The organism is Streptomyces endophyticus (assembly GCF_035798155.1).
Taxonomy (GTDB): Bacteria; Actinomycetota; Actinomycetes; order Streptomycetales; family Streptomycetaceae; genus Streptomyces; species Streptomyces endophyticus.
The window spans coordinates 55652-71896 of the sequence record NZ_JAOZYC010000057.1 but is presented as its reverse complement, the minus strand read 5'-3'; the positions used below and the strand labels follow the sequence as shown (position 1 = coordinate 71896).

Below are 16245 nucleotides of genomic sequence, written 5' to 3'. Positions count from 1 at the left end.
CCACGTAAGCATCCGCACAGTGGCGAGTCAAGTGACTCGCCTCGTGATGGGTCATACTGAGCCCATGACCGCAGGACTCTCCGCGCACCATCAACAACTCGCTCAGCGCAAGCGAGAGGCGATCACCGCAGCGGCCACGAAACTGTTCCTGGAACGGGGCTATGACGGGACCTCGCTGGCGAAGATCGCGCAGGAAGCGGCCGTCTCGAAGTCCACGCTGTTCAAGCAGTTCCCCACCAAGGCGGCGCTCTTCGAAGCCATCGTCACCGAGTACTGGAAGGGCGGGCCGGACCCGGCGGCGCCCGCGACGCACCCCGGTGACCTGCGCGCCGGCCTGAGCGCGATCGGCCGCCAGTACGCCGACCTGATCGGCCGGCCCGCGATGGCGGCCCTTTTCCGCATCGTCATCGCCGAACTGCCGCGCTTCCCGGAACTGGGACGGGCTCAGTTCGAGCTGGGCAAGCTGCCCTACTTCATCTCCGTCCAGCACTACCTGGAGGCCGAGCACGCCGCGGGCACCGCGGTGGTACCGGACGCGGAGAGCGCCACCAACCAGTTCCTCGGAATGATCGCCAACTACGTCCTGTGGCCGCGCATGCTGCTCGCCGACTGGAGCCCCGCACCTGCCGACGTCGGGCACGCCGTCGAGGAGGCGGTCACGACGATGCTCGCCCGCTACAGCCGCACCGCCGGCGACCCGCAGCGCTCCTGAGGGCTCCGCCACCGCTTCAGCCGTGGCTGATGACGACCTTTCCGATGTGGTCCCCCTTCTCCACGTAGGCGAACGCCTCCGGAGCCTCTTCGAACGGGAAGACGCGTTCGATGACCGGTTGCAGGCGGTATCGGGCGATGTCCCTGTTCATCAGCTCGAAGTCGCTTCGACTGCCGACACTGACGGATCTGAGCGTCGCCGCGCGCTGAAAGAAGCGCGTCAGTTCCATGCCGCCGCCCGACGCGAGGTTGCCGACGAGGGCGATCTGCCCTCCGTAGGCAAGGGCCTCCACGGACTGGGCAACGGTTTCGGCGCCGCCGCCGATTTCGACGATGCGGTCGGCGCCACCGTCCGTCAGCGCGTGCACCCGGGCGCCCCACTCCCGTGTACTTGTGTAGTCGACGACATCGGACGCGCCGAGGGCGCTGAGGCGGCGGGCCTTCTCGGCGCTGGACGTCGTGGCCAGCACGCGTGCGCCCTGCAAGCGGCCGAATTGCAGCGCGAAGAGTGACACGTTCCCCGAGCCCTGGACCAGCAGCGTGTCGCCCGGGCCCACCCCGCGCACCGCCGACCACGCGGTGAGAGCGGCGCACGGCAACGTAGCCGCCTCCTCGAAGGACAGCTGGTCCGGCATCGCGACCAGGCTCTGTTCGTCAATGGCCAGGTACTGCGCCAGCCATCCGTCACGCTGCGTGCCCCGCAACTCGCCCCACCCCGGGAACGGGCCGTGCACCCAGTCCGGATGGAAGGTACCCACGACCCTGTCACCGACCCGGAACCGCGTGACCCCCTCTCCGACGGCCTCCACGACGCCCGCACCGTCGGAGAGCGGGATGCGTCCTGGTGGCACGGGGACGGCGTACGTGCCTGCGACGATGAGGCGATCGCGCGCGTTCACGGAAGTGGCCATCACGCGTACGAGCACCTGGCCCGCCGACGGACGCGGCGTCGGGTGCTCGGTCGAAGCCGTCAGGCCTACACCCGCTTGTATATGAAAAGAGCGCATCTCCGGCCTTTCCAGCCTTCGTTCAGTGATCCTCAAGTGATCCTCAAGCAGGTTAAGAAGCCAGAGCTGGACGCGTTGTATCTTGGGGTCTGCCATTTAGTGCAGATCGTCCAGGAGGTCGGATGGACCCGGTCGACGACCTCCTCGCCACGATGAAGATCGAGGACGCCCGGTATGTGCGCGTGGACGCCCATGCCCCGTGGGGCATCTCGTTTCCCCCGCGACACCTCGCCCGGCTGGTGCTGATCGCCGGCGGCTCGTGCCAACTGGTAGCGGACCCACTGGACCAACCACAGCTGCTGGAGAAGAACGACTGCATCCTGGTTCGCGCCGGTGTGGGATTCACGCTCCAGGACGCTCCGGGCCGCGAGGTCATCGATTGCGACGGCCTCACCTTCCAGGGGTCGGACCACTCGGCGAGAGCCGGCGGCGAGGGCGAGCTGACCCGAATCGTGTCCACGCGATTCGCCTTCGACGCGGTGGCGGCCGAGCCCCTCTTCGCGCTTCTGCCGCCCCTGTTCAGGCTGAACCTGGACGACACCTCCAGTCAGCTGCTGCGCACCACCTTCGACCTCATTGCCCGAGAGAACTCGACGGCCGGCCTCGGTAGTGGCTTCATCATGAGCCGTCTGTCCGACGTTCTCTTCGTCCAGGCACTGCGCACCTGTTGCGCGGATGTCAGGAGCGGCACCGTCAGCTGGATCGCCGCGCTGCGCGATCCCCATCTGGCGTCCGCCATCCGGGAGTTGCACGCGAACCTGTCCCACCCGTGGACCGTCAAGGAACTTGCCGACAGGGCAGGAATGTCTCGTTCGGCGTTCGCCGCCCTGTTCAAGGAGAAGACGGGAGACACTCCCCTGGGCCACCTCACGGCATGGCGCATGCACCGAGTGAAACTCCTGCTCCGCGACACACCTCTGAGCATTCAGGAGATCGCCGTCCAAGTCGGCTACGACACCGGAACCTCGCTGAGCCGCGCCTTCGCCAAGAGAGAAGGCGTCTCCCCCGGGACCTGGCGAACACGGACGGAACCGAAGATCCTGCCGCGGGCCGCGATGCCCGACTGAGCCGGGGCGTGGAATGCCCTCAGTCCCGCAGCAAGGCCCCCGCGCCGGCCGTCTCCTTCCGTTCGAGGAGAGGGAGTGCGGCGCGCCAGCCACCGGATGAGGTGATCTCCCGGGCCCCGTTGAGTGCTTCGGGTGCGCAGAGGAAGCCGGGCACCGCGCTCCCGTCCGCGAGTTCCACACTGCCGAGCACCATGGGGCGGGGCAGCTGCCCGAGGAGCGCACCGAGTCCCTCGGCCGGCAGCTGCCACACCTCGGTCTCGATCGGAGCGCCACCCTCACCGGAACGCACCAGGCCCGGCTTCGGGGGTGTCGTGTCCAGCGCGTACAGGCGGTACGTGGGTGCGGTCGTGGTCGTGCGGACGAGCCGGCCGCCGAGGGCGAGCAGCTGTCCGTTGAGCGGCTGTCCGGACAAGTGCGCGCCGACCACCGCGAGTTGCTGCGGCGGGGAGGTGAGCGGGTGGGCGATGCGGGCGAGCCGTTCGTCCGTGAACGCGGGGCCGATCAGCATGACGCCGAAGGGCCGCCCGTTCACCTCGGCCGCGGGTACGGCGACCGCCGCCAGGTCGAACAGGTTCGTGGAGTTGGTGAACCGGCCGAGCCTCGCGTTGGCGCCCAGCTGGTCGGCCGCGACCTCCGCGAGGGTCGGGTGTCCCGGCGTCGTCGGCAGGAGCAGCGCGTCGGCGTCACCGAGGGAGTCGAGGGCGCGGGCGCGCAGCGATGCCAGCTTCTGCCGGTCCGCGTAGAGCTGGTGGGCGGGGGCGTGCCGGGCCCGGGAGATGATCCCGGCGACGGTCGGGTCGAGGTCCGCCGAGCCGGCGTGCGCGTCGACGAAGGCTCCGACGGCCGCGTAGCGCTCGGCGACGAACGCGCCCTCGTACAGCATCGCCGCTGCCTCGGTGAACGGTGCGAGGTCGACGGGCAGCAGTTCGGCGCCCGCGTCGGCGAGCCGTCGTGCGGCCGCCTCGAACGCCTCGGCCCAGCCCGCGTCCAGCTCGCCGAGCTGGGCGCGCTCGGGGACGGCGATCCGCCACGGGCCCGGCTGCCGCTGGGCCTGGGCCGGAAGTTCGCGCCCCGGTGGTGCCGCCATGAACGAGAGCGCCCGCTCGGCCTCCGGGAGCGTACGGGCGAAGACGGTCACGCAGTCGAGCGAGGCGCAGGCCGGGACGATGCCTTCGGTGGGGACAAGGCCGATGGTGGGTTTGAGGCCGACGATGCCGTTGAAGGCGGCCGGGACGCGGCCGGAGCCCGCGGTGTCCGTGCCGAGCGCGAAGTCGGCGACGCCGAGGGCGACCGCGACCGCCGAGCCGGACGAGGATCCGCCGGAGACGTACGCCGGGTCGACGGCGCCGCGGACCGCCCCGTAGGGGCTGCGGGTGCCGACAAGGCCGGTGGCGAACTGGTCGAGGTTCGTGGTGCCGAGGACGACGGCGCCGGCCGCCTTCAGACGGGCCACCACCGGGGCGTCGTCCTGTGGCCGGTACGCGTAGGAGGGGCAGCCGGCGGTCGTCGGCAGTCCGGCCACGTCGATGTTGCCCTTGACCGCGAACACCGCACCGGCCAGCGGCAGTTGCTCTCCTGCTGCCGCCCTCGCGTCGACCGCGGCGGCGTCGGCCTCGGTCTCGGCCTGTGGGCGCAGGCCGATCCACACCTCGGGGCGGTCCACCTGAGCGATGCGTGCGTACGCGGCCCGCACCCGCTCCACCGCGTTCGCCGTACGGTCCGTCGTATGGTTCATGGCGCGGCCACCTCCGTGGTCTCGACAGGGGCGAGGACGACGAGCGCGGTGCCCGCCTCGATCTGGCTGCCCGGCGCGGCCAGGACCTCCGCGACGATGCCTTCGGCGGGGGCGAGGACCGGGGACTCCATCTTCATCGCCTCCAGCGCGAGCAGTTGCTGTCCTGCCGTCACCCGGTCTCCCGCCGCTACGTTGACCTGCCAGACGCAGGCGGTGAACTCGGCCTCGACCAGGCACCCGCCCTCGGGGATCTCGATGTCGGCGACCGGCGGGGCGACCTCGGCGGCCGCCTCGGCGCGGGCGAACTCCCCCGCCGCCTCCCAGGCGTTCCGCTCGGCGCCGAACGCCGCGCTCTGCCGGTCCCGGAACGCGGCGATCGACTCGGCGTTGTCGTCGAGGAAGCGGCGGTACTCGGCGAGCGAGAAGGTGCCCTCCTCCGTCTTCGGCACGAACCGGCCGGCGCCGATGTCCGCGCGCAGCTCAAGGAGTTCGTCCGCCTCGACCGGGTACCACGTGATCCGGTCGAAGAAGCGCAGCAGCCATGGCTTGCCCGGCTCGAACGCGCCGCGCTGCTGCCACGGGGACCACACCTGTGTCGTCCGACCGACGAACTGGTAGCCGCCGGGGCCCTCCATGCCGTAGACGCACAGGTACGCGCCGCCGATGCCGACCGAGTTCTCCGCGGTCCAGGTGCGGGCCGGGTTGTACTTGGTGGTGACCAGCCGGTGCCTGGGGTCCAGCGGGGTGGCGACCGGCGCGCCCAGGTACACGTCGCCGAGGCCGAGCACCAGGTACTCGGCGTCGAAGACGGTGCGGTACACGTCCTCGACGGTGTCCAGGCCGTTGGCGCGGCGGATGAACTCGATGTTCCAGGGGCACCACGGGGCGTCGTCGCGCACGCCCGCCATGTAGCGGGCGATGGCCTCACGGGTCGCCGGGTCGTCCCAGGACAGCGGCAGGTGCACGGTCCGGCTGGGCACCACCAGCTCGTCGGTGGCCGGGAGTTGGGCCTCCAGGCGCAGCACGAACTCCAGGAGCTTGTCCTGCGGCAGCGCGTCGGGATCCGTCTGGATCTGTAGCGAGCGGATGCCCGGGGTCAGGTCGGTGATGCCGGCCAGGTCCTGCGCGGCCAGCGCCTGGGCCAGGGCGTGGACGCGCATCCGCAGGCCGAGGTCAAGCTGCATCGGCCCGTACTCCACGAGGAGGTTGTCGTCGCCGCTGCGCCGGTACGTGACCGCGGGCCGGCCCGCGGTCTCCTCCAGGCGGGCGAGGACACCGCCGTCGACGACGGCCTCGCGGTCGGCGCGCGGGGCCGCGGCCGGTTCGGCCCGCAGTGCGGCGGCGCCGTCCGGGGTGACCGGGACGAAGCGGGCCGTGTCACCGGGCCGGAGCTGGCCGAGCTTCCAGCGCTGCCCGGTGGGCACCGTCGCCGGGCACACGAAGCCGCCGAGGGAGGGACCGTCGGGGCCGAGCAGCACGGGCATGTCACCGGTGTAGTCGACGGCGCCGACCGAGTACGGCGTGTCGTGGATGTTGGACGGGTGCAGGCCCGCCTCGCCGCCGTCCGTGCGCGCCCAGCGCGGCTTGGGGCCGACCAGGCGCACGCCGGTGCGCGCCGAGTTGAAGTGCACCTTCCAGTCCGCGGCGTAGAAGTCGCGGATGTCTTCCTCGGTGAAGAACTCGGGGGCCGCGTGCGGGCCTTCGACCGCGCCGATGTGCCACTCGCTCACGAAGTCGGGGCGCCGGCCGGCCGGGACGACGGAGGTCTCGTGACGTTCCTCGCCGCCGTGCAGGACGTCGCCCGCGCGCAGCGCGCGACCGCCGTGCCCGCCGAACCGGCCGAGCGTGAAGGTGGCGGCGCTGCCCAGGAACTCCGGTACGTCCAGACCGCCCGCGAACAGCACGTAGGTACGCAAGCCCTGGGCGTCGGGGGCCGCCACGGTGAGGGTCTGGCCCGCGCCGACGGTGACCGGTTCCCACTGCGGCACGGTGGTGCCGTCGAGCGTGACGTGTGCGGGAGCGCCGGTGACGCAGACCGTCGTCGGGTGGGTGAACTTCAGTTGGGGCCCTTCGAGGGTGCACTCCAGGCCCGGGTCGCCCTCGTCGTTGCCGAGAGCGGTGTTGCCGAGCCGGAAGCTCAGGTCGTCCATGGGCCCGGACGGGGGGACGCCGACCTGCCAGTGGCCGGTACGTCCTGGCCAGTCCTGCACGGTGGTCAGGGTGCCGGGCCGGACGACCTCGACGCGCGGCGTCGGGTCGGTGATCTCGGCGAGTGAGGCGGTGGAATGGACGGCGGCGCGCACGTCGGTGTCCCGGAGGGCGGCGCGCACCAGGCCGAGATTGGTCTCGATGCCGTCGATACGGGTCGCCCGGAGGGCCGCGTCCAGCCGGTCGAGCGCCGCGGCGCGGTCGGCGCCGTACGCGACGACTTTCGCCAGCATGGGGTCGTAGGAGGTGGTGACCTCGGTGCCGGTCTCCACCCAGGTGTCCACGCGGACGCCCTCGGGGAACGCGACGCGGGTCAGCAGGCCGGCGCTGGGGCGGTGCTCGCGCGAGGGGTCCTCGGCGTACAGGCGCGCCTCGACGGCGTGGCCTTGGGGGGCCCGAGGTTCACGGACGACGGAGGTCTCGCCCTGCGCCAGGCGCAGCATCCACTCCACGAGGTCGACGCCGTAGATCTCCTCGGTGACCGGGTGCTCGACCTGGAGACGGGTGTTGACCTCCAGGAAGTACGCCTCCTCGCGCGCGGCGTCGTACACGAACTCGACGGTGCCGGCGGAGCGGTAGCCCACTGAGGCGCACAACTCCCGCGCTGAATCCGCCAGTTGCCGTCGAACATCCGACGGCAGGCCGGGGGCCGGGGCCTCCTCCAGGACCTTCTGGTTGCGGCGCTGAAGTGAGCAGTCACGGTCGCCGAAGGTGACGACCTTGCCCGCACCGTCGCCGAAGACCTGCACCTCGACGTGGCGGGCCCGCTTCACCAGGCGCTCCAGGAAGACGCCGGTCGAGGAGAAGGAGGCGGCGGCCACGCGCTGCACCCGATCCCAGGCGTCCGCGAGTTGGTCGGGCCCGTGGCAGGCTTGCATGCCGATGCCGCCCCCGCCGCCGGTCGCCTTGAGCATCACCGGGTAGCCGATCTCCTCGGCCGCCGTGAGCGCCGCGTCCGCGTCCGGCAGCAGTCCGGTGCCGGGGGCGAGCGGAACTCCTGCCGCCTGCGCGGCGGCGCGGGCGGTGTGCTTGGCGCCGAAGAGGTCCAGTTGCTCGGGGGTGGGTCCGACGAAGACGACGCCCGCGTCGGCGCAGCGGCGCGCGAAGTCGGCGTCCTCGGACAGGAAGCCGTAGCCGGGGTGGATCGCTCCGGCGCCGGTGTCGGCGGCGGCCTTCAGGATCAGGTCGGCGTCGAGGTAGGACTCCTTGGCGGGCGCGGGGCCGAGCCGGACGGCGTCGTCGGCCAGCCGTACGTGCGCGGCGCCGCGGTCCGGATCGGAGTACACGGCGACGGTGCGCAGGCCGAGGCGGCGGGCGGTGCGGATGATGCGCGCCGCGATCTCGCCGCGGTTGGCGACCAGCAGGGTGTCGAACGTCATGCGGCCGGGCCCCCGTCCGGATCGGTGATGGTCACCTGAAGGGCGGTCGGGTCGAAGCCGTTGCAGGGGTTGTTGATCTGCGGGCAGTTGGACAGCAGCACCAGGACGTCGGTCTCGGCGCGCAGGACGACCCGCAGGCCCGGGGCCGAAATGCCGTCGACGATGCCCAGGGTGCCGTCCTGCTCGACCGGCACGTTCATGTACCAGTTGATGTTGGAGACCAGGTCGCGTTTGCCGAGGCCGTGCCTGCTCCCCTCGGCGAGGAAGTTCTCCACGCAGGCGTGCTGCGAGAAGGTGTGGTGTCCGTAGCGCAGGGTGTTGGACTCCTTCGAGCAGGCGCCGCCGACGGTGTCGTGCCGCCCGCACGTGTCCTCGACCACGGTCATCAGCGGGGTGTGTTCGCCGGAGAGCAGCACCGAGCCGGTGGTCAGGAAGATGTTGCCCTGGGCCTGGATGGTGTCGGGGGCGCTGTAGCGCACACCGGTGTCGTGGGCGTCGTAGACGAGGAAGTCCGCGGCCTGGTTGCCGTGCAGGTCCGTGATGGTCAGCAACTGGCCGGCCCGCAGGTGGGCGGAGAAGCCGGCGCGCGCGGGGACGGTCTCGTCGCGGACGACGCGGCCCGCGGCGTATCGGCTGAGGGTGGTGGTCATGCGATCCCCCTTGCGGTCAGGTACTCGGCGGTGTTGAGGAAGGCGCGGCGGCCCTCGGGGGTGGCGTCCCACAGCGCGTCGCCGGGGGCGGTCGGGCGGGCCCGGTGCGCGAGGACCTGAAGGGCCGTGCAGGTGTAGGCGGGGCGCGGGTCCAGCGGGTGCGGGACGTTGGCGATCAGCACGGTCAGCGGCTGCTCGGCGCGCAGCGTGACCGACGTGCCGGGGCCGGCCGAGCCGGTGAACCCGGTGCTGCCGTCCTCGGCGATCCGCACGCCCTGGAAGAAGGAGACGGACGGCGGGATGTCCCGGGGGCCCAGGCCGTTCTTGAGTGCGGCGAGCTTGAACAGTTCCCGCCCTGCCGGGGAGGCGGACCCCGCGGCGCCGTCCCCGTAGCGCGCGGTGTTGCGCGCGAGGGCGGAGGTGCCGGTGAGGGCGTCGTGCCGCCCGGAGGTGTCCTCGACGAGGGAGGCGAGCACCCGGCCCTGGTCGGACAGGAGCAGGTGCCCCGCGCCGAGGTAGGCGTTCCAGAGCACCTTGGCGGTGTCGGCCGTGTTGAGCCGCTCCCAGGGCCGGTCCGCGTTGTACAGCAGTACGTGCGCGCAGGCGTCGCCGGTGAGGTCGGTCAGCCTCAACTCGGTGCCGCGGGCGAGGACTTTGTGGGTGTAGTTGCCGCCCGCCACGGTCTCGGCCCACACGATGTCCCCGGCGGCCACGCCCTCGGGTGGCGTCGGCCAACTGCTCGCGGGCAGCACGGGCATGGTGTCGACCTCGGTGCCCGCCTGGGCGCGGGCGTGGTCGCGGGCGCCGTACGCCGTCGCTGTGGCCGGCTCCGCCACTGGCTCTGTCGTCATCGCTCACCTTCCGGCTCGGGCTGATGTCTGTCGAGTGGATTTCTGTCGAGTGACAGAAATTAGGCGGCGGCCGGGTCGAGGCCATTGCCCCCGCATTTCCGCTCAGTTACCTGAAACTCACCCGGAGCTCTGCCGGAAGTGGGGGTCGGTGCCTGTGCGAGGATCGAAGGGTGACCGCCCGCACCAGCAGAAGAGTCGGCCGCCCGCGCGCCCAGGGGCGTCACGCCGGCGACCTGGAACCGCGCGACGAAGTCCTGGGCTCGGCCGCGGAGTTGTTCACCGTCCACGGCTACACCGCGACCTCCACCCGAGCGGTCGCGGAGCGGGCCGGTCTGCGTCAGGCCTCCCTGTACCACTACTTCGACGGCAAGGAGGCGATCCTCGCGGCGCTCCTTGAAGGGACCGTCCGCCCTTCCCTTGAGGTGGCGCGCGAGCTGATGTCCCGTACGCAGGCGTCCGCGGAGGCACGGTTGTGGGCCCTGTGCCTGTCCGACGTGGAGTTGCTGTGCGGCGGCCCGCACAACCTCGGGGCGCTGTATCTGCTGCCCGAGGTGCAGACGGAGCGCTTCGCCGCCTTCCACCACGTCCGGGCCGAACTCAAGGGTGTCTACGGGCAGTTGCTGGCCGCCACCGAGCCGGGCACACCGCTCGACACCGCGGGCCTGACGATGCGTACGGACCTGATCTTCGGCCTCACCGAGAGCGTGATCCTCATCAGGCGGGCCGCCCCCGACCGTGACGCGAGGACCCTGGCGGCGGCAACGGCCGACGCGGCGCTACGGGTGGCGGGTGTGCCGCAGCGCTCCCTGGCACGCTTCGGCCGCGAGGGGCGGAGCCTCCTCGCGGCCGGTGTCTGACCGTCCGACCGGATCAGGCGGCGGACACCCTGCGGCGGTGCCACCGGTAGAGCGCGCCCGACACGACGGTGACACCGAGGAACAGCACCGTGAACCACTGGAAGTACCAGTGCCCGCCCTCCGGGTCGTACACCCCGGCGCGCGGCCAGGACAGGTTGACCGTCATCAACACCCCGTAGCCGACCGCGAGTACGTTGACGGGCAGCCCCCAGCGGCCGAGGGAGAACAGCCGCCCGCCGAGTTCGTCGCGCTCACCCCCGGCAGGCGGCCACTGGCCCCGCAGCCGCCGCAGCAGCATCGGCCCGGTCACCATCGCGTACGCCAGGTACACCATCGCGATGCAGGTGGTGCCGATGGCGAGAAAGGCCTGCGGGGAGGCGAGGTTGAGCAGGAGCAGCAGCCCCGCGCAGACACCGACCACCGCCGCGGCCGTGCCGGGCATCCCGGTCCTTCGCGGCACCCGCGCGAGCCGCGCCGAGCACGGCAGGACGCCGTCGCGCGCCATGGAGTACAGCATGCGGGTCGCCGACGTCTGGATCGCCAGGGTCGCCGCGCAGATGGCCAGCGCCACGTCGGCGAGCAGGACCTTGCCGATGCCGTCGCCGAGGGTGCTGGTCAGCACGTAGCTGAGGCCCTCGCTCGCGAGGCGCCCGTCGGTGAGGCTGGGCGCGGCGAGCAGACCGCCGAGCAGCAGCAGCCCGCCGCAGACGCCGGAGGTGGTGAGCGCGGTGAGCGTCGTACGCGGGGCGGTGCGCCGGGGGTTGACGGTCTCCTCGCTCATCTCGCTCGCGCTCTCGAAGCCGATGAGGACGTAGGCGGCGGTGAACGAGCCCACCAACAGCGCCGCGATCGTGCCGCCCGCACCTCCGGTGTGCAGGGTGATGCCGGGGTCGCGTTCCGCGTGCGTGACGAGGAGCACGACGATCAGGGCGACTCCGGCGATCTCGGCGCTGACACCGACCGTGTTGACGGCCGACAACAGCCGGTTGTCCAGGACGTTGAGCAGCGTGGTGAGGGCCAGCAGCACCACGCCCAGCAGGGCGGCGTTGGCGGCTCCGCTCGTCGTGGTCGGTGACGGGTCGCCGCCCACGACTTGGAAGCCGGACCAGACGGCGGGCAGGACGACCTGCAGCGCGAGCGCCGCGGCCGCCACCACCACGATCCGGCCGATCACCATGATCCAGCCCGCGTACCAGCCGAAGGCCGGGCTGCCCAGCCTGCTCGACCACTGGTAGACGGCTCCCGCGATGGGCAGCCGTGCGGCGAGTTCGGCGAAGCAGGCGGCGACCAGCAGTTGGCCGACGAGGACGGCGGGCCAGGTCCAGAAGAACAGCGGGCCGCCGAAGGAGTAGCCGAGGGCGAAGAACTGGAAGACCGTGGTCAGTACGGAGATGAAGGAGAAGCCGGCGGCGAACGAGGCGTAGCGCCCCATCCGGCGCCGCAGCTCCTGGTGGTAGCCGAACTCGGCGAGCGAGCCGTCGCCCGTGCCGTCTGCCCCGGAGGGCGCGGGCCGGGCTGGGTCGGTGGTCACGGTCATGGCGGTCCCCTGTCGCATGGGCGAGTTGCCGCGAGACGGATTTCCTGTCAAGCGACAGAAATTAGGGACGGCCCGTTTCCCCCTGGTGTCCCAGCGGTGTCGTCGCCGTAAGCGAGTCTTCTCCCCGACGGTCCGCGGCACTGTGCAGCGCCTGCGCATCGGCGCAACCGATGAAGTGACGGCTCCTCAGGCCCCACATCAACGACCCACGCCAACGACCCACGCCAACGCCCCATCCATGTACGGCAGTTCACACGGTCGGGGTGCGCACAACGCGTACAGGATGTACGCCGCATCGGCCTGGTCACACTCTCCGGCTTTTCGCGCATCGTGTGGGTACCCGGCCCGCGACGGACTCCTGCTCGCCACGGGCCTCGTTCACCGACCGAGGGAGCTGACCCTTCATGGACGCAACATCCCCCACGCGCGCGGTCCGGGATGTCGTGCTGGTGCACGGCGGGTTCGTCGACGGTTCCGGCTGGCGCGGGGTGTACGACCTGCTCCGTGCGGACGGCTACCGCGTCACCGTCGTGCAGAACGCCACCGAATCCCTGCAGGGGGATGTCGCCACCGTCCACCAGGCGCTGGACGGACTCGAAGGGCCTGCCGTGCTGGTCGGGCACTCCTACGGCGGCGCCGTGATCACCGAGGCAGGCAATCACGCCGCGGTGTCGGCGCTCGTCTACGTCGCCGCGTTCGCGCCCGACAAGGACGAGTCGGTCAACACGCTGATCGCCGATCCACCGCCCGGCGCGCCCGTCCCGCCGATCCTGCCGCCCGTCGGCGGTTTCCTCTTCCTGGACCGGGACAAGTTCGCGGCATCCTTCGCCGGGGACCTGCCCGAGGCCGACGCGCGTTTCCTCGCCGACTCCCAGGTCCCGTGGGGGCTCGACGCCCTGGCCGGCACCGTCACCAGTCCGGCCTGGCGGGCCAAGCCGAGCCACTATCTCGTCGCCGGCGACGACCGGATGATCCCGCCCGCCGCCCAACGCGCCATGGCCGAACGGGCCGGAGCCACGGTGACCGAGACCGGCGGCAGCCACGCCCTGTACGTCTCCCGCCCCGGCGAGGTCGCCGCGCTCATCGCACGCGCGGCAACAGGAACCACAGCCAGCGCCTGACAGCCACTGTGGGAGCCCTGGGAACGGAATCGGAAACAGCAAAAGGGCCGTTCGAAAACGGCCCTTCACCTGCGACATTCGATCGCTCGAACTGTCGGGACGACAGGATTTGAACCTGCGACCCCTTGACCCCCAGTCAAGTGCGCTACCAAGCTGCGCCACGTCCCGATGTCCACTGCCCCCGGCCCGGTGTTTTCCGGTCCGTCGGCGGCGACAAGAAGAACAATACCCCAAGCTCAGGGGTGGTTTGAAACCGGAACTGCGGGCCCGCGGGCGGTTGCGCGAGAATCGGGGCATGAGTACTTCGCGCGACGGTGAACGGGACCGTGACCAGGAGGGACGGGCGCGCAATGCCCGGCCCCGTGACGGGCTCGGTCGGCCGCTCCCCTATGGCACGCCCGGTGTCGAGCGGCAGCCGGAGGGGGTCGTGCGGACGGCCGCGCAGAGTGTCGCGGAGGCGCAGGCGTTGCTGGATGCCGGGCAGCCGTTCCACGCGCACGAGGTGTTCGAGGACGCGTGGAAGTCCGGGCCGGAGGGCGAGCGCGGGTTGTGGCGGGCCCTCGCGCAGACCGCCGTCGGGCTGACGCACGCGGCGCGGGGCAACGCAACCGGGGGCGCCCGGCTGCTGCGCCGGGGCGCGGAGGGCATCGCGGCGTGGCAGGGCGTCGCACCGGCCGGGCTGGACACGGCGGCGCTGGTGCGGTGGGCGCAGGGGCTCGCCGATGAGGTGGAGCGGGCCGGCGAACCGGTTGATGCCGCCTCCGTCGCGCCGCGGCTGAGCTGACCTGAGCTGACGCGGAGCGCCCGGCGCGCACGCCCCGTCCGCCCCGGGCGCCGGGCACGCACTCCCCCGCCCACCTCGGGCGCGCACGCGACCGTCCGCCCGGGGGCACGCGCTCCTCGCCCCACGGCTCGCACACATCCCCGCCCGCCCCACCACGGCGCGCACATCCCCGTCCGACGCGAAAAGCGCACGTCACCGGTCCGGCCCCCACCCGCATGCGCCGCCCGGACCCCGATGTGACGCTGCGAGAGTGACGACCACCGAAGAAGCTGCCCCGCCGCCGGCCGCCGAGACGGCTCCACCGGTCCTCGACAGACGCCGTCGCAATGTCGTCTTCGGGACGATCATGCTCGGCATGCTGCTGGCCGCCCTCGACCAGACGATCGTCGGCACGGCGCTTCCCACGATCGTCTCGGACCTGGGCGGCGCGGCGCACATGTCGTGGGTCGTGACGGCCTATCTGCTCGCGGAGACCGTCGCCACGGTCCTCGTCGGCAAGTTCGGCGACATGTTCGGGCGCAAGATCGTCTTCCAGCTCTCGGCGATCATCTTCATCACCGGCTCGTTCCTGTGCGGCCTGTCCACGAACATGTCGTTCCTCATCGCCTGGCGGGCGCTTCAGGGCATCGGCGCCGGCGGTCTGATGGTGACGGCGATGGCGCTCATCGCGGATGTCATTCCGCTGCGCGAGCGTGGCAAGTACCAGGGTGCCATCGGCGCCGTGTTCGGTGTCTCGACCGTCATCGGGCCGCTGCTCGGCGGGCTGTTCACGGACCACCTGACGTGGCGCTGGGCGTTCTACGTCAACGTACCGATCGCGATCGTCGTCGTCATCGCGGCGGCCCGGACGATCCCGGTGGTGAAGTCGGCGGCGAAACCGATCATCGACTACATCGGCATCGCGCTCGTCGCGGTCGGGGCGAGCGCCCTGATTCTCGGGACCAGTTGGGGCGGCAACGAGTACGCGTGGGGTTCGGGCGTCATCATCGGGCTCTTCGTCGGCGGCATCGTCGCGCTCGGGCTGTTCTGCTGGGTGGAGACGCGGGCCAAGGAACCGATGCTGCCGATGCATCTGTTCCGCAACCCGGTGTTCACGGTCTGCTCGATCCTCAGCTTCATCGTGGGCTTCGCGATGCTCGGCGCTATGACGTTCCTGCCGACGTATCTGCAGTACGTGGACGGGGACTCGGCCACCATCTCGGGTGTACGCACGTTGCCCATGGTGATCGGTCTGTTGATCGCGTCCATCTTCTCCGGCAACGTGGTCAGCAAGACCGGGCAGTACCGGATCTTCCCGATCGTGGGCGCCCTGGTGATGGCGCTCGGCCTGTATCTGCTGTCCCTGATGGACAGTGAGACCAGTACGTGGCTCGAGTCCGTCTACATGTTCGTGCTGGGGCTCGGCATCGGTCTGTGCATGCAGGTGTTGACGATCGCCGTGCAGAACACCGTGGAGTACTCAGAGTTGGGCACCGCGACCTCCGGTGTCACGTTCTTCCGCACGCTGGGCAGCTCGTTCGGCACCGCCGTGTTCGGCACGATCTACGCCAACAGCCTGGAGCCGAACCTGAAGCAGGGCGTGGCGGAGGCGGCGCGGGCCGGGACCGGGATCTCGCCGGAAGCCCTCGCCAAGGCCGCACAGAGCCCGCAGGGCCTGCACAGCCTGCCGGAAGCGGCGCGCGAGCCGATCGTCAACGGGTACGCGGATTCGCTGCACACGGTGTTCCTGTGCACGGTGCCGGTGGCGGTCATCGGGTTCCTGGTGGCGCTGTTCCTCAAGCAGGTGGAGTTGCGCGACACCGCGCGCGCGGGCTCCGCGGACATGGGCGAGGGCTTCGCGCAGCCGTCGTCGGGCGATTCGTCGCATGTGCTGGAGCGGGCCGTGGCGAACCTGGTGAAGGAGACGAACCTCAACACCGCGCGGCAGATCCTGGAGAGATCCGAGACCCGGCTCGATGTCGCGGGCGCGTGGGCCGTGATGCAGGTGGACTTCTTCACGCGGATGGTCGGGCACGCGAGCCTCGGGATGATCGCGGCGCGCCGCAGGGTGCCGCCGGAGGTGCTGGTGCCGGTGTTCCAGCGGATGGTCGACGAGGGCTATCTGACGCGTACGGGCTCGTACTTCTCGCACACCGAGGCGGGCCACCGGGAGTCGGAGGTCATCAACAGCGCCTGGGGCGACTGGCTGAGCGAGAAGGTCGAGGCCGATGTCGGCCGCCCCGCGGACGCGGAGCTGCGCGTCGCGGTCGACTCGATCGCGAAGCGGCTGCTGGCCGAGGACATGGCGCAGGGGCTGACGAGCCAGTCGGGTTCGGAGCGTGCGCTGGTCCCCCTGTAG

At 71.3% G+C, this 16245-nt stretch carries 12 protein-coding genes and 1 tRNA gene; 6 read left to right on the top strand and 7 right to left on the bottom strand.

What is annotated here, in order from left to right; translation table 11 throughout:
• Positions 1-64 precede the first annotated feature (64 nt).
• A complete protein-coding gene (locus OKJ99_RS08245) occupies positions 65-712 on the top strand; it encodes a TetR/AcrR family transcriptional regulator (RefSeq protein ID WP_326015174.1) in 648 nt (215 codons plus the stop codon).
• 16 nt (positions 713-728) lie between these two features.
• Here OKJ99_RS08245 and OKJ99_RS08240 read toward each other — a convergent pair whose 3' ends face one another.
• Complete coding sequence (locus OKJ99_RS08240) at positions 729-1718, bottom strand: zinc-dependent alcohol dehydrogenase family protein (protein ID WP_326015268.1); 990 nt, start codon at positions 1716-1718, stop codon at positions 729-731.
• Between the two features lie 122 nt (positions 1719-1840).
• On the opposite strand from OKJ99_RS08240, the gene OKJ99_RS08235 reads away from it, so the two are divergent.
• Positions 1841-2785: an AraC family transcriptional regulator gene (locus OKJ99_RS08235; RefSeq protein WP_326015173.1), complete on the top strand. Its 945-nt coding sequence runs from the start codon at positions 1841-1843 to the stop codon at positions 2783-2785.
• Between the two features lie 19 nt (positions 2786-2804).
• On the opposite strand, the gene atzF is transcribed toward OKJ99_RS08235, so the two are convergent.
• From atzF to OKJ99_RS08215, 4 genes are read right to left on the bottom strand one after another with little or no spacing between them, the layout of a single operon-like run.
• Entirely contained in the window at positions 2805-4520 is a 1716-nt protein-coding gene (gene atzF, locus OKJ99_RS08230; protein ID WP_326015172.1) for an allophanate hydrolase, read from the bottom strand.
• Entirely contained in the window at positions 4517-8107 is a 3591-nt protein-coding gene (gene uca / locus OKJ99_RS08225; RefSeq protein WP_326015171.1) for an urea carboxylase, read from the bottom strand. The genes atzF and uca overlap by 4 nt, the downstream gene beginning before the upstream one ends.
• Complete coding sequence (locus OKJ99_RS08220) at positions 8104-8757, bottom strand: urea amidolyase associated protein UAAP2 (protein WP_326015170.1); 654 nt, start codon at positions 8755-8757, stop codon at positions 8104-8106. Before OKJ99_RS08220 ends, uca begins: the two co-directional genes overlap by 4 nt.
• Positions 8754-9608 carry an urea amidolyase associated protein UAAP1 gene (locus tag OKJ99_RS08215; RefSeq protein ID WP_326015168.1) on the bottom strand — a complete coding sequence of 285 codons (855 nt, stop codon included), beginning with the start codon at positions 9606-9608 and terminating at the stop codon, positions 8754-8756. Before OKJ99_RS08215 ends, OKJ99_RS08220 begins: the two co-directional genes overlap by 4 nt.
• Before the next feature lie 170 nt (positions 9609-9778).
• On the opposite strand from OKJ99_RS08215, the gene OKJ99_RS08210 reads away from it, so the two are divergent.
• Positions 9779-10465, top strand: a complete 687-nt coding sequence (locus OKJ99_RS08210; RefSeq protein WP_326015167.1) for a TetR/AcrR family transcriptional regulator — start codon at positions 9779-9781, stop codon at positions 10463-10465.
• A 13-nt stretch (positions 10466-10478) separates the two neighbouring features.
• Here OKJ99_RS08210 and OKJ99_RS08205 read toward each other — a convergent pair whose 3' ends face one another.
• Complete coding sequence (locus OKJ99_RS08205) at positions 10479-12002, bottom strand: amino acid permease (RefSeq protein ID WP_326015166.1); 1524 nt, start codon at positions 12000-12002, stop codon at positions 10479-10481.
• Between the two features lie 404 nt (positions 12003-12406).
• On the opposite strand from OKJ99_RS08205, the gene OKJ99_RS08200 reads away from it, so the two are divergent.
• Complete coding sequence (locus OKJ99_RS08200) at positions 12407-13123, top strand: alpha/beta fold hydrolase (protein ID WP_326015165.1); 717 nt, start codon at positions 12407-12409, stop codon at positions 13121-13123.
• A gap of 94 nt (positions 13124-13217) precedes the next feature.
• Here OKJ99_RS08200 and OKJ99_RS08195 read toward each other — a convergent pair.
• Positions 13218-13291: transfer RNA gene (locus OKJ99_RS08195), tRNA-Pro, on the bottom strand.
• A 127-nt stretch (positions 13292-13418) separates the two neighbouring features.
• On the opposite strand from OKJ99_RS08195, the gene OKJ99_RS08190 reads away from it, so the two are divergent.
• The gene (locus tag OKJ99_RS08190; RefSeq protein WP_326015164.1) at positions 13419-13907 is read left to right on the top strand and encodes a DUF309 domain-containing protein; all 489 of its coding nucleotides are present in this window, start codon (positions 13419-13421) and stop codon (positions 13905-13907) included.
• A 250-nt stretch (positions 13908-14157) separates the two neighbouring features.
• Positions 14158-16245 (top strand): MDR family MFS transporter, encoded by a 2088-nt coding sequence (locus OKJ99_RS08185; RefSeq protein WP_326015163.1) that lies wholly within the window; start codon positions 14158-14160, stop codon positions 16243-16245.

Excerpts from the sequence above, each read along its gene's own strand:
- OKJ99_RS08215 (WP_326015168.1), bottom strand. The coding sequence starts at position 9,608 with ATGACGACAGAGCCAGTGGCGGAGCCGGCCACAGCGACGGCGTACGGC.
- OKJ99_RS08235 (WP_326015173.1), top strand. The coding sequence starts at position 1,841 with ATGGACCCGGTCGACGACCTCCTCGCCACGATGAAGATCGAGGACGCC.
- OKJ99_RS08245 (WP_326015174.1), top strand. The coding sequence starts at position 65 with ATGACCGCAGGACTCTCCGCGCACCATCAACAACTCGCTCAGCGCAAG.
- OKJ99_RS08200 (WP_326015165.1), top strand. The coding sequence starts at position 12,407 with ATGGACGCAACATCCCCCACGCGCGCGGTCCGGGATGTCGTGCTGGTG.
- uca (WP_326015171.1), bottom strand. The coding sequence starts at position 8,107 with ATGACGTTCGACACCCTGCTGGTCGCCAACCGCGGCGAGATCGCGGCG.
- OKJ99_RS08220 (WP_326015170.1), bottom strand. The coding sequence starts at position 8,757 with ATGACCACCACCCTCAGCCGATACGCCGCGGGCCGCGTCGTCCGCGAC.
- OKJ99_RS08190 (WP_326015164.1), top strand. The coding sequence starts at position 13,419 with ATGAGTACTTCGCGCGACGGTGAACGGGACCGTGACCAGGAGGGACGG.
- OKJ99_RS08205 (WP_326015166.1), bottom strand. The coding sequence starts at position 12,002 with ATGACCGTGACCACCGACCCAGCCCGGCCCGCGCCCTCCGGGGCAGAC.
- OKJ99_RS08240 (WP_326015268.1), bottom strand. The coding sequence starts at position 1,718 with ATGCGCTCTTTTCATATACAAGCGGGTGTAGGCCTGACGGCTTCGACC.
- atzF (WP_326015172.1), bottom strand. The coding sequence starts at position 4,520 with ATGAACCATACGACGGACCGTACGGCGAACGCGGTGGAGCGGGTGCGG.